Genomic DNA, 14,277 nt, shown 5'->3' with positions numbered 1-14,277 from the left:
CATAAAGCCGCGAACATTCATCAGGAGGGTGTCCCGCATGAGTGGCGACCAGAAATTCTCCTTTTCCGAGCGGGAATCGGGGGACCATGGCGTCCCGGGCGGGACGCCCCGCGGTCCGGCCGTCATCCCGTGGGTGATCCACGCGGCCGGTCCGGCCGCCCTGCGCGCCCAGGCCCGCAGGCTCCACACCTTCGTCTCCTCGTCCGCGCCGGACGACGAGCCCGCCTCCGCGGCGGACATCGGCCTGTCACTGGTGACCACCCGCGCCGCCCTCGGCCACCGCGCCGTGGTGCTCGGCACCGACCGCGACAGCCTGATCGCCGGCCTGGACGCGTTCGCCGGGGACGGTCTCGGCGGCGACGTCGTCGCCGGACCGGTCGCCGCCCGGAGCGCGGGCACCGTCCTCGTCTTCCCCGGCCAGGGCTCTCAGTGGCCCGGCATGGCCGTCGAACTCATCGACGCCTACCCGGTGTTCGCCACCAGGATCGGCGAGTGCGCCGAGGCCCTGAGCGCCTTCACCGACTGGGACCTCCACGCCGTGCTGCGCGGCGAGCCGGACGCCCCCACCCTCGACCGCGTCGACGTCGTGCAGCCCGTGCTGTGGGCGGTCATGATCTCCCTGGCCGAGCTCTGGCGCTCCCACGGCGTTGAGCCGGGGGCGGTCGTCGGGCACTCCCAGGGCGAGATCGCCGCCGCCGTGGTGGCCGGCGCGCTCACCCTGGAGGACGGCGCCCGCGTCGTGGCCCTGCGCAGCCGGCTCATCGCCGAGGAACTCGCCGGGCAGGGCGGGATGATGTCCGTCCCCCTGCCCGCCTCCGACACCCGGGAGCGACTGACCCCGTGGACGGGCCGGGTGCAGCTCGCCGCAGTCAACGGCCCCGGCTCCACGATCGTCGCCGGGGAGATCGCCGCCCTCGACGAGGTCCACGAGGCCCTCACCGCGCAGGGCGTCCAGGCACGCAAGATCCGCGTGGACTACGCCTCCCACTCGCACTACGTCGAAGCACTCAAGGACCGGCTCCACACCATCCTGGCGCCCGTCGCACCCCGCCCTTCACGGATCCCCTTCTACTCCACCGTGACGGGCTCCCTCATCGACACCGCCGCGCTGGACGGCACGTACTGGTTCACCAACCTGCGCGGCACCGTCCGCTTCGAGGACGCCACGCGCGCCCTGCTCGCCGACGGCTTCGACCTGTTCGTCGAGTCCAGTCCGCACCCCGTACTGCGCACGGCCCTGCACGAGACCATCGAGTCGGCCGGAGCGCAGGCCGCCGCCGTCGGCTCCCTGCGCCGGGACAAGGGCGGCCCCGCGCACTTCACCGCGTCCCTCGCGGAGGCCTCCCTCGCCGGCGCGCCCGTGCGCTGGGCCGACCTCTTCGACAGAACGGGCGCCCGGGTCACCGACCTGCCGACCTACGCCTTCCAGACCCGCCGCTTCTGGATCGACTCCACCGGCGGCTCGGGTGACGTCGGCGCCGCCGGGCTCGACAGCACCACGCACCCGATGCTCGGCGCCGCCGTCACCTCCGCGGCCACCGGGGAGACGGTGCTGACCGGACGGGTCTCGCTGTCCTCGCACCCGTGGCTCGCCGACCACGAGGCACTGGGAGCCACCCTGGTGCCCGGCACCGCGTTCCTGGACCTGGCACTGTGCGCCGGCCTGCAGACCGACACCGCTCAGGTACGCGAACTGACGCTGCACACGCCGCTGGTGCTGCCGGGCGAGGGCTGGGTCCAGCTCCAGGTGACGGTCGGCCCGCCCGGCGACGCGGGCGGCCGCCCGGTCACCGTGCAGTCCCGCCCCGAGGCCGGCGGCGACCTCTGGACGGTGCACGCCACCGGTGAACTGGAGCCGTCCGGTACCCCGGCCGCCCCCGCCGACCTGCGGACCTGGCCCCCGAAGGACGCCCAGGCCGTCCCGCTCGACGGGGCCTACGACCGGCTGCTGGCCCGTGGATACGCCTACGGTCCGGTGTTCCAGGGCCTGAGGGCACTGTGGCGGCAGGGCGAGACCCTGTACGCCGAGGCCGAACTCGACGAGCAGGCACACGCCGAGGCGGCCCTCTTCGGCCTGCACCCCGCCCTGCTGGACTCCGCGCTGCACGCGGGACTCGTCACCGAGGACGACCGGTCCACGGACACCGTCCTCCCCTTCGCGTGGACCGGGGTCTGCCTGCACGCGGCCGGCGCCGTCTCGCTCCGCGTCCGGATCACCCCAACCGAGTCCGGAACCCTCGGCCTGACCGCCGCCGACCAGTCGGGCCGGCTGGTGCTGAGCGTCGACGCGCTGGCGGGCCGCCCCGTCTCCCAGGAGCAGCTGACCGCCGCCTCCGGCGGGCACGAACCACTGCCGCACACCGTGCGCTGGACGGCCCTCGCGGCGGCGGACGGCGAGCTGCCGCCCGGCCCCCGGGCCGTCGTCGGCACCGGCCCCGCCTCCGCCGCGCTCGCCGCCGCGCTCGGCTGCCCCCTGCACGCCTCCCTCACCGAACTCGCCGACAGCACCGACGCCGGCTCCCCCCTCGGACATGTCTTCGCCCTGGCCGCCGCTCCCGCCGTCGCGGACGCCGAGGACCCGCCTGCCGCGGTGCGACGGACCACCGCCCACACCCTGGAGCTCGTCCAGACCTGGCTCGCCGACCAGCGCTTCGCCGACGCCCGGCTCGTCGTCCTCACCACCGGCGCCGTCACCGTCGACGACGTTCCCGCCGCTCTCGCACAAGCCCCTGTGTGGGCGCTGCTGCGCTCCGTCCAGGCCGAACACCCCGGCAGGTTCCTGCTCGTGGACAGCGACGGCTCCCCGGACCCCGGCGCCCTCACCGCCGCCGTCGCCAGCGACGAGCCCGAACTCGCCCTGCGCGACACCGGCATCCTCGTCCCCCGCCTGCACGCCGCCGCCGCAGGGGAGGGGTCTGTCGCGTTCGCCGAGGGTGGGACGGTGTTGGTGACGGGTGGTACGGGTGGTCTGGGTGCGTTGGTGGCGCGGCATCTGGTGGTCGAGTACGGGGTGCGTCATCTGCTGCTGACGAGTCGGCGGGGTGCGGATGCTCCCGGTGCGTCGGAGTTGCGGGCGGAGCTGGCCGGTCTGGGTGCCGTGGTGGAGCTGGTGGCCTGTGACGTCGCCGACCGGGAGGCGCTCGCCGTCCTGCTGGCGGGCATCGACCCCGAGCACCCCCTCACCGCCGTCGTCCACGCCGCCGGCGTCCTCGACGACGGACTGGTGGACTCCCTCACCCCGCAGCGCCTGGACAGCGTCCTGCGCGCCAAGGCCGACGCCGCCTGGCACCTGCACCGGCTCACCCGGGACACACCGCTCGACGCCTTCGTGCTGTTCTCCTCCGTCGCGGGCACCTTCGGCTCCGCCGGGCAGGCCAACTACGCGGCCGCCAACGCCTTCCTCGACGCGCTCGCGGCGCACCGCGAAGCCGCCGGACTGCCCGCCGCCTCCCTGGCCTGGGGTCTGTGGGCCGACGGCACCGGCATGACCGGTCACCTCGACGACAGCGCGGTCGCGCGCCTCACCCGGCACGGCTTCCCGCCGCTCGCCGCCGAGGAGGGACTGGCCCTGCTCGACGCGGCGCTGCGTTCTCCCGGCACCGCCCGCGCACACCAGGTCCTGATCAACCTGGACCTGACGGCCCTGCGTGCCACCGCGGCCGCCGGCGAACTGCCCGCCCTGCTGCGCGGACTCGTCCGCGTACCCCTGCGACAGGCGGCGAGGAACACGTCACAGGACGCCACGTTCGCGCAACGACTGGCCGCCCTGCCCGCCGCCGAACGCACGCGGACCGTACTGGAACTGGTGCGCCGCCTGGTTGCCGAGGTCCTCGGTCACGGCAGCGTCGAAGCCGTCGCCCCCGACCGGGCCTTCAAGGAACTCGGCTTCGACTCCCTGACGGCCGTCGAACTGCGCAACCGGGCCGGCGCCGCGACCGGGCTCCGGCTGCCGCCCACCCTGATCTTCGACTACCCCACCTCACGGACCCTCGCCCAGCACCTGGACACGACGATCACCGGTTCCACCGTCCCGGCGGCCCGGGCGGCCATCGGCGCGGCCGAGGACGAACCCCTCGCGATCGTGTCGATGGCGTGCCGGTTCCCCGGCGGTGTCACCTCGCCCGAAGACCTGTGGCGGCTGGTCGCCGAGGGCACGGACGCCATCGGCCGCTTCCCCGAGGACCGCGGCTGGAACATCGAGGAGCTGTACCACCCCGAACCCGGTGAGCCCGGCAGGACCTACACCCGCTCCGGCGGGTTTCTCCCCGACGCCGCCGAGTTCGACGCCGGCTTTTTCGGGGTCAGCCCCAACGAAGCCCTCGCCATGGACCCGCAGCAGCGCCTGCTGCTGGAAACCTCCTGGCAGCTGTTCGAGCGGGCCGGCATCGACCCCGGCACACTCCGCGGCACCGCCGCCGGAGTGTTCGCCGGCGTGATGTACCACGACTACGCCGACAGCGGCGCGGCCGGCTCGATCATCTCCGGCCGCCTCGCCTACCACTACGGCCTCGAAGGCCCCGCCGTCACCGTCGACACTGCCTGCTCCTCCTCACTCGTCGCCGTGCACCTGGCCGGGCAGGCCCTGCGCTCGGGCGAATGCTCACTCGCCCTGGTCGGCGGCGTCACCGTGATGGCCACTCCGGGGGTCCTGGTCGAGTTCGGGCGCCAGCGAGGGCTCGCCGCCGACGGACGCTGCAAGTCCTTCGCCGACGCCGCCGACGGCACCGGCTTCTCCGAGGGCGCGGGCCTGCTCCTGCTGGAGAAGCTCTCCGACGCCCGCCGCAACGGCCACCAGGTCCTTGCCGTGATCAAGGGCTCCGCCGTCAACCAGGACGGCGCCTCCAACGGACTGACCGCCCCCAACGGCCCCTCCCAGCAGCGGGTCATCCGCCAGGCGCTGACCGCCGCCGGGCTGGACGCCGCCGACGTCGACGCCGTCGAGGCGCACGGCACCGGCACCCGGCTCGGCGACCCCATCGAGGCCCAAGCCCTGATGGCGACATACGGACAGGGCCGGGACGCTGCACAGCCGCTGTGGCTCGGCTCGGTGAAGTCCAACATCGGGCACACCCAGGCCGCCGCCGGTGTCGCGGGCGTCATCAAGACGGTCGAGGCCATGCGGCACGGCGTCCTGCCGGCCACCCTCCACGTCGACGCACCCTCGGCGCAGGTCGACTGGGAGGCCGGCGCCGTCCGGCTGCTGACCGAGCGGCGAGAGTGGCCCGGTGAAGACCGCCCGCGCCGGGCCGGTATCTCGTCCTTCGGCATCAGCGGCACCAACGCCCACGTCATCATCGAGCACGTACCCGACGAGGAACCGCGACAGCCGGACACCCCGGCCGAGCAGGACTGCGGCCCCGTCAGCTGGCTCCTGTCCGCCGCGGACCCCGACGCCCTCGCCGAGCAGGCCCGCCGGCTCGCCGACCACGTCACCGAACGGCCCGCCCTGCGGCCCGTGGACGTGGCCTTCAGCCTCGCCGCCCGACCGGCACTCGCCCACCGGACCGTCGTCACCGGGGAGGAACTCGCCGAACTGGCCACCGCGCTGCGCGATACGGCGGCCCGCCCGGCGGCGGCCGACGGCCCCGCCGCCGAACCCGGGCCCACCGCGTTCCTGTTCACCGGCCAGGGCTCCCAGCGCATCGGCATGGGACGCGAACTCCACACCGCCCACCCGGTCTTCGCCCGCGCCGTCGACGCGGCCGCCGAGGCGTTCGCCCCGCACCTGCCGCGCCCGCTGCTCGACGTCATGTGGGGGAGCGACCCCAAGGACCTGGAGCGCACCGAGTACGCCCAGCCCGCACTCTTCACCGTCGAGATCGCCCTGTTCCGCCTCCTCGAGTCCTGGGGCGTCACCCCGGACTACGTCGCGGGGCACTCCGTGGGCGAGCTGGCCGCCGCCCGCGCCGCCGGCGTCCTCGGCCTCGACGACGTGGCCGCGCTCGTCGCCGCCCGCGGCCGGCTGATCCAGCGGCTGCCCGCCGGCGGCGCCATGATCGCCGTGGACGCCACCGAGGAGGAGGTGCTGCCCCTGCTCACCGGCGGCATGTCCCTGGCCGCGGTCAACGGCCCGTCCGCCGTGGTGGTCTCCGGCGTCGAGGACGAGGCCCTGGCCCTGGCCGGTCACTTCGCCGCACAGGGCCGCCGGACCAGCCGGCTGCGCGTCAGCCACGCCTTCCACTCCCCGCTCATGGACCCGATGCTGGAGGAGTTCCGCCAGGTCGCCGGCAAGATCACCTACCAGGAGCCGCGGATCCCGGTGGTCTCCGGCCTCACCGGCCGGCTCGCCACCGGACAGGAACTGGCCGATCCCGACTACTGGGTGCGCCACGTCCGCGGCACCGTGCGGTTCCACGACGTCCTCGACACCCTCGCCGACGAACAGGTCACCACCTGCCTCGAGCTCGGCCCCGACGCCGTGCTCTCCTCCATGGGCACCGCCCGGACCCAGGACCGTGCCCCCGGCGGCCGCGACCTCGTCTTCCTGCCGACGCTGCGCCGCGACCGCGAGGAACGGCACGCATTGACCGACGCCGTGGGCCGGGCGGCCCTGCGCGGCGTCCCCGTCGACTGGTCCGCCCGCTACGCGGCCCATGTTCCGAGCCGCATCCCGCTGCCCCCCTACCCCTTCCAGCGGCGCCGCTACTGGCTCGACTCCGTCCCCGGAGCCGACGACGTCACCTCCGTCGGCCAGGCGAACGCGGGCCACCCCCTGCTGCCCGCCCTCGTCGAACTCCCCGAAACGGGCGGGGCCGTGTTCACCGGACGGCTCGACACCGCGACCCACACCTGGCTCGCCGACCACGACCTGCTCGGCACCGTGGCGCTCCCCGGCGCCGCCCTGGCCGAGCTCGCCCTCCAGGCCGCACACCGCGCCGGCGGCGCGGGCCTGAGGCGTCTCACCGTCGAGACCCCGCTCACCCTGCCCGACCGGCACGGCGTCGATCTCCGCGTCACCGTCGGCGCCGCGGACGCCTCCGGCGCCCGCCCGATCGCCGTGCACTCCCGCACCGGCCAGGAACCCCACGACGCGTGGCGGCGGCACGCCACCGGCACCACGGCACCCGACACGGCCACCGCGCCCGCGGCCCCGGACACCTGGCCGCCCGCCGGCACCACCGCACTGGACGTCACCGGCGCCTACGGCCGGCTGCTCGACCTGGGCCACGGCTACGGGCCCGCGTTCCAGACCCTGCGCGCCGCCTGGCAACGGGGCGCCGACCTGTACGCCGAGATCGACCTGCCCGCGCAATCCACCGACGCCGAACGGTTCACCCTGCACCCCGCCCTGCTGGACGGCGCCCGCCACACCGGACGCCTACTCGCCGGCACCCCGGCCACCCTCGACACGGTCTGGGAGGGCGTGACCCTCTACACCAGCGGCGCCCGCACCCTGCGCGTCCACGCGGCACCGGCCCAGGACGGCGACGGCACCACCCTCGCCGCCACCGACCCCGACGGACGGCCCGTCCTCCTGGTGGAACGCGTGACGGCCCGAACCGTCACCACGGCTGAGCTGACCGCCGGCCAGGACCTGGCACACCAGGCGCTCTTCACGTACGGACCGCAGTCCGCCACCGCCCCCACCCCGACGCGGACCCCCCGGCTGGTGCTGCTCGGCCCCGACGCACCGGATCTGCCCGGCGACGTCCCGCGGCACGCCGGGCCCGACGCGCTGCGCACCGCCCTCGACGCCGGGGCCGAGGCCCCCGACCTGGTCGTCCACGCCGCGCACTCGGCCGAGGCCGTACTGGGCCTGCTGCACCGGTGGACCGCCGACGAACGACTGGGCGCCCTCCCACTGACCGTCGTCACCCGGGGCCACAGCGCCGCCGAGGGCCAGATCCTCTCCCTGGTCCGCGCGGGACGCGCCGAGAGCGGCTGCGCGCTGTCCGTCCTGCACCTGGACGACTCCGCCGCATCCCTGACAGGTCTGCCCGCGGCCCTGGCCCGGATCGCGGACACCGGCGAACCGGAGACCCACCTGCGCGACGGCGCCGTGTCCGTGCCACGGCTGACCCCGGCGCCGGCCGCCACCGCCCCGGCCGCCTGGAACCCGGACGGCACCGTCCTGGTCACCGGAACCGTCGCGACCGGTGTCCTCGCCCGGCACCTGATCACCGAACACGGCGTACGCCACCTGCTGCTGGCCTGCCCGCAGGACACCGGACCCGCGCCCGACACGCTCGCCGGTCTCGACGCGCACCTCACCCTGCGGACGGTCGACCTCACCGACGCCGAAGCCGTCGACGCCCTCGTCGCCGGCATCGACGCCGAGCACCCGCTGACCGCGGTCGTCCACACCGCCGGACCGGCCGACGGCCGCACCTTCGCCGCGCTGAACGCCGGCGACCTGACCGAGGCGACCCGCGACGACCGGGCCGCATGGCACCTCCACCGGGCCACCCGCACCGCGGACCTCGCCGCCTTCGTCCTCGTCTCCTCCGCCGCGGCCCTCCTCGACGGCGTGGGCCAGGCCGGCACCGGCTACACGAACACCGCCTTCGACGCCCTCGCCCGCCACCGGCACGCCCAGGGACTGCCGGCGCTGTCCTTCGCGCACGGCCCATGGGACCTGCCCGGCTCCAGCACCGCCCAGGACCGCCCCGGGTTGCCCGCCCTGACCACACCGGAGGGCCTCGCACTGCTCGACGCGGCACTGACGCGGGACGCCGTCGCCCTGACCGCGCTGCGACTGGACCGGGCCGCGCTGCGCACCCGGCCCGAAGAACTCCCGTACCCCCTGCGCTCCGTGGTGCGCACCCCTGGGGGCGGCGGCACCGCGGCGAGCGCCCGCACCCTTGCGCAGCGGCTGGAACCGCTCACCACCGAGGAACGCGAACGCACCCTGCTCGCCGTGGTCCGCGAACAGGTGGCGACGGTACTGGGCCACACCGGCGCCGACGCCGTCGACCCCGGGCGGGCCTTCCAGGAACTCGGCTTCGACTCCATGGCCGCCGTCGACCTGCGCAAGCGGCTCAGCGGCGTCACCGGCCTGCGGCTGCCCGCGACGCTGGTCTTCGACCACCCGAGCTGCCACGCCGCCGCGGTGTACCTCGCGGGCGCGTTCGCCCCCGCCGACACCGACCCGGCCCGGCCCGTACTGGACGAGGCCGAACGTCTGGAGGCCGCCCTCGCGGCGACCGAGCCGACCGGCGCGCACGCCGGCCGCATCACCGCCCGCCTGGAGGCGCTCCTGCGCAAGTGGCAGGACACCACGGGCGGCTCCGCACCCGAAGAAGACGACGAGTTCGCGACGGCCACGGACGACCAGCTTTTCCAGGCCTTGGACGACCTTGAGATTGGTTGATGAGTGCCATGGGCAACGAGGACAAGCTTCGCGACTACCTCAAGCGCGCCACGACCGACCTGCAGCAGAGCAGGCGGCGACTGCGCGAGATCGAGGCCAGGGACCACGAGCCGATCGCCGTGGTCTCGATGGGCTGCCGCTTCCCGGGCGGCATCGGCACGCCCGACGACCTGTGGGCCATGGTCGAGGAGGGCCGCGACGGCATCACCCGCCTGCCGGAGAACCGCGGCTGGGACACGGCGGGCCTGTACGACCCCCGGCCGGCCACCCCCGGCAAGTCGTACGCCCGCGAAGGGGGATTCCTGCTCGACGCCGGCGAATTCGACGCGGACTTCTTCAAGATGAGCCCGCGCGAGGCCCGCGAGACCGACCCGCAGCAACGCCTGCTGCTGGAAACCGCCTGGGAGGTGCTCGAGCGCGCCGGGATCGCCCCGGACTCCCTGGCACACACCGACACGGGCGTCTACACCGGCATCGTCTACCACGACTACGGCGACGGCGGCACCGGAAGCATGGCCAGCGTCGCCTCCGGACGCATCTCCTACGTCCTCGGCCTGGAGGGCCCGGCCGTCACCGTCGACACCGCCTGCTCCTCCTCGCTGGTCGCCCTGCACCTGGCGGCCCGCGCCCTGCGCGCCGGCGAGTGCTCCCTGGCCCTCGCGGGCGGCGCCACCGTCATGAGCTCCCCCTCCTCCTTCGTCGGCTTCAGCCAGGACCGCGGCCTCGCACCCGACGGGCGCTGCAAGTCCTTCTCCTCGGACGCCGACGGCACCGGCTGGGGCGAGGGTGTGGGCCTGCTCCTGCTGGAGAAGCTCTCCGACGCCCACCGCAACGGCCACCCCGTGCTCGCCGTGCTGCGCGGTTCCGCCGTCAACCAGGACGGCGCCTCCAACGGCCTGTCCGCCCCCAACGGACCCTCCCAGCAGCGCGTCATCGAGGCCGCGCTGGCCGACGCCCAGCTGACCGCGCAGGAGGTCGACGCCGTCGAGGCACACGGCACCGGCACCGTGCTGGGCGATCCGATCGAGGCACAGGCCCTGCTGGCGACCTACGGGCAGGACCGGCCCGAGAGTCAGCCCCTGCGACTGGGTTCCTTCAAGTCGAACATCGGCCACGCCCAGGCCGCCGCCGGTGTCGGTGGAGTCATCAAGATGGTGCAGGCCATGCGGCACGGCGTGCTGCCCAAGTCACTGCACATAGCCGAGCCGACCCACGAGGTCGACTGGACCGCCGGCGGAATCGAACTGCTCGCCGAGGCCCGCCCGTGGCCGCGCCTCGGCCACCCCCGTCGCGCCGGCGTGTCCTCGTTCGGCATGAGCGGCACCAACGCACACGTCATCGTGGAAGAGGCCCCCGAAGCCCCGGAAACGCAGCAGCCGGAGCAACCGCCGCACGCCGTACCGGGGCCGGTGCCACTGCTGCTGTCCGGCCACACCGATGCGGCCCTCGCCGATCAGGCCGCCCGCCTGCGCGCCGCCGCACAGGACATCCCCCTGCCCGACCTCGGCCTCTCCCTCGCCACCACCCGCGCCGCACTGCGCCGACGCGCCTGCGTCACGGCCGCCGACCACGCGGAACTCGACCAGGCGCTCGACGCGCTGGCACAGGGTCTGCCGCACACCGCACTCACCACCGACGCCCTCTCCGACGGCAGGACGGCGTTTGTGTTCACGGGGCAGGGTGCGCAGCGGTTGGGGATGGGCCGTGGTTTGTATGAGGCGTTCGGGGTGTTCGCTGGGGCGTTCGACGCGGTAGTGACCGCGGTGGACGAGCACCTTGAGGGGGTGTCGCTGCGTGATGTGGTGTGGGGCGATGACCCCGAGGCCCTGAACCGTACGGAGTTTGCTCAGCCCGCGTTGTTTGCGGTTGAGGTGGCGTTGTTCCGGTTGGTGGAGTCGTGGGGGGTGCGGCCCGACTACCTGGCCGGACACTCGATCGGGGAGCTGGCGGCCGCTCACGTCGCGGGTGTGTTCTCGCTGGAGGACGCTGCGCGTCTGGTGGTGGCGCGGGGCCGGTTGATGCAGGCGTTGCCGTCGGGCGGTGCGATGGCAGCCGTGCAGGCCACGGAAGCGGAAGTCCTGCCCCTGCTGACGGACGACGTGTCGGTGGCGGCGGTCAACGGCCCGATGTCGGTCGTGGTGTCGGGCGCGGAACGCGCGGTATCCGCGGTGGTGGAGCACTTCACCGCTGAAGGCCGTAAGACGAACCGGCTGAAGGTGTCGCACGCCTTCCACTCGCCGTTGATGGAGCCGATGCTGGACGACTTCCGTGCGGTCGCGGAAAGCCTGTCGTTCGGCGAGCCCGCCATCCCGGTAGTCCCGACCGCAGCCGGTGCTCACACCGCGGACGAACTCGGCACCCCGGACTACTGGGTCCGGCACGTCCGCGCCTCGGTCCGGTTCGCCGACGGCATCACCCGCCTGGAGAGCCAGGGCGTCACCACGTTCGTCGAACTCGGACCGGACGCCGCCCTGTCCGCCACCGGACCCGAGTGCCTCACCGGCACAGAGGACACCGCCTTTGTACCGCTGCTGCGCCGGGACCGCTCCGAGCAGCGCGAACTCACCGCCGCCATCGGCCGTCTGCACACCCGCGGCGTACCCGTCGACTGGCACGCCTACTACGGCCCCCTCGGAGCCCGGCGCACCGAGCTGCCGACCTACGCCTTCCAGCACACCTGGTACTGGATGGACGAGACCGCGACCGCCACCGGCACCGCGGCTCCCTCGGCGGCCCCCGCCGATGCCGCGGACACCGAGTCCTGGAACGCCCTGGACACCCTGCGCGACGACGAACTCCCCGTGCTCGCCGATCGGCTCGGTGTCGACGCCGACGCCCTGGGCCAGGTACTCCCCGCCATGACCGCCTGGCGCAACGACCGGCGTGAGGACCTGACCGCGGACTCCTGGCGCTACCGCGTCACCTGGCGGCCCGTCGCCGCGGACACCACCGCACGGGCCGACGGCACCTGGCTGCTCGTCGTGCCCGCCGGACGAGCCCACGACACCTGGATCCCCAGGATCGCCCAGGCCCTCGCCGACCGGGGCGCCGACGTCGTCACCGTCGTCGAGACGGCCGACCTGGACCGCACCGCCCTCGCCGCACGGCTCACCGACGCCGACGTCACCCGGGCGGCGGGCGTCCTCTGCCTGCTCGCCCTCGACGACCGCGCCCACGTCGACCATCCGTCACTGTCCCTCGCCGCCGCCACCACCCTCACCCTCGCCCAGGCCCTCACCGACCTCGGCGCCGACACCCCCCTGTGGGTCGCCACCCGCGGCGCGGTCGCCGCCACCGCGGTTACCGAGACCGTCGACCCCCACCAGGCCCAGGTCTGGGGGCTTGGCCTCGGACTCTCCCTGGACCACCCCGACACCTTCGGCGGCCTGGTGGACCTGCCCGCCACCCTCGACGAGGAAGCCGCACACCAGCTCACCACGGCCCTGACCGGAGCCGGGGACGAGGACCAGCTCGCGATTCGCGAACACGGCCTCCTCTCCCGGCGCATGGTCCGCGCTGCCCTCGGGGACACGCCCGCACCACGCGCCTGGCGGCCCCGCGGAACCGTTCTCATCACCGGAGGAACCGGCGGGCTCGGCGCACTCGTCGCCAAGGAGCTGGCCGACCTCGGCGCCGAACACCTTCTGCTCACCAGCCGCCGCGGCACCCGCGCCGAAGGCGCCGCCGACCTCGAAGCCGACCTCACCGCCCGCGGTGCCCGCGTCACGATCGCCGCCTGCGACGTCGCCGACCGTGCACAACTGGCCGCCCTGCTGGACGCCGTACCCGAGGACCAGCCGCTCACCACGGTCGTGCACGCCGCGGGCGTGCTCCAGCGTCTGGCACCCGCGAGTGAACTGACGGTCGAGGAATGCGCGGAGGTCGGCCGCGCCAAGGTGCTCGGCGCCCTCCACCTGGACGAACTCCTCGGCGACCGCCCCCTCGACGCGTTCCTGATGTTCTCCTCCGGCGCCGCCGTCTGGGGCAGCGCAGGGCAGGCCGCCTACGCGGCCGCGAACTCCTCCCTCGACGCCCTCGCCGCCCGACGCCTCGCCCAGGGCCGTACGGCCACCTCCATCGCCTGGGGTTCCTGGGCCGGCGGCATGGTCGACGAGGAGATCACCGGCGTGATGCGACGCCTCGGTGCCCCTCCGATGGACCCGCGGCCCGCGCTGCGCGCCCTGCGCAGGATCCTCGACCACGGCGACAGCCACCCGGTGGTGGCCGACATCGACTGGTCCCGCTTCGCCCCCGTCTACGCGGCGGCCCGGCCCAGGCCCCTGCTCGACGGCGTCCCCGAGGCCCGCGCCGCCCTCGTCGACGGCCCCGGGACGGCCACCTCGGTCGAGAGCGGGACCGGAGCGGGTCTGGAGGAGCAACTGGCCCAGATGCCGCCCGCCCAGCAGGCCCGCACCCTCTCGGACCTCGTCCGCAGCCATGTGGCCGCCCTGCTCGGCTACGCGCGCTCCACCGACCTCGACCCCGGCCGGGCCTTCACCGACCTGGGGCTCGACTCGGTCGCCGCCACCGATCTGCGCAACCGGCTGACGGCGGCCACCGGCCACCCGCTGCCCGCCACTCTGGTGTTCGACCACACGTCCCCCGCGGCCGTGGCAGAGCACCTGCACGAGCAGCTCTGCCGGGACCGCGGCGGCCAGGCACTGAGTCTGCTCGCCGAACTCGACCGGCTCGAACTGACGTTGACCTCCCTGTCCCCTCAGGAGGCGGAGGACCACGGCATCGCGGCCCGGCTCGGCCGCCTCGCCGCCCGCCTGGACAAGCGAGGAAGCGCGACCGACGGACCGGCCTCCGCCGAAGGGCCGGCCAAGGGCATCGAGGAGACGCTCGACGCCGCGTCCGCCGAAGACGTCCTCGCCTTCATCGACCTGGAACTCGGCCTCTCCTGAGGTTCGGCCGTTTCTCGAGAGACGCCGAGGAAGATCAGTTGAAAGCGTCCCACCCGGGAC

The 14,277-nt window shown here is 74.4% G+C and carries 2 protein-coding genes; both read left to right on the top strand.

Annotated elements, in window-relative coordinates; all coding sequences use genetic code 11:
* Positions 1 to 37: 37 nt before the first annotated feature.
* Positions 38 to 9,310: an SDR family NAD(P)-dependent oxidoreductase gene (locus ACGH7X_RS39905; RefSeq protein ID WP_399895692.1), complete on the top strand. Its 9,273-nt coding sequence runs from the start codon at positions 38 to 40 to the stop codon at positions 9,308 to 9,310.
* Complete coding sequence (locus ACGH7X_RS39900) at positions 9,310 to 14,217, top strand: type I polyketide synthase (protein WP_399895689.1); 4,908 nt, start codon at positions 9,310 to 9,312, stop codon at positions 14,215 to 14,217. Before ACGH7X_RS39905 ends, ACGH7X_RS39900 begins: the two co-directional genes overlap by 1 nt.
* Positions 14,218 to 14,277 lie beyond the last annotated feature (60 nt).

It is taken from the genome of Streptomyces sp. BBFR51 (assembly GCF_044591655.1).
GTDB lineage: Bacteria > Actinomycetota > Actinomycetes > Streptomycetales > Streptomycetaceae > Streptomyces.
This window is presented reverse-complemented; position numbering and strand designations above follow the sequence as displayed.

What these genes read in the sequence shown, in the direction of transcription:
- ACGH7X_RS39905 (WP_399895692.1), top strand. Translation starts at nt 38, where the DNA reads ATGAGTGGCGACCAGAAATTCTCCTTTTCCGAGCGGGAATCGGGGGAC.
- ACGH7X_RS39900 (WP_399895689.1), top strand. Translation starts at nt 9,310, where the DNA reads ATGAGTGCCATGGGCAACGAGGACAAGCTTCGCGACTACCTCAAGCGC.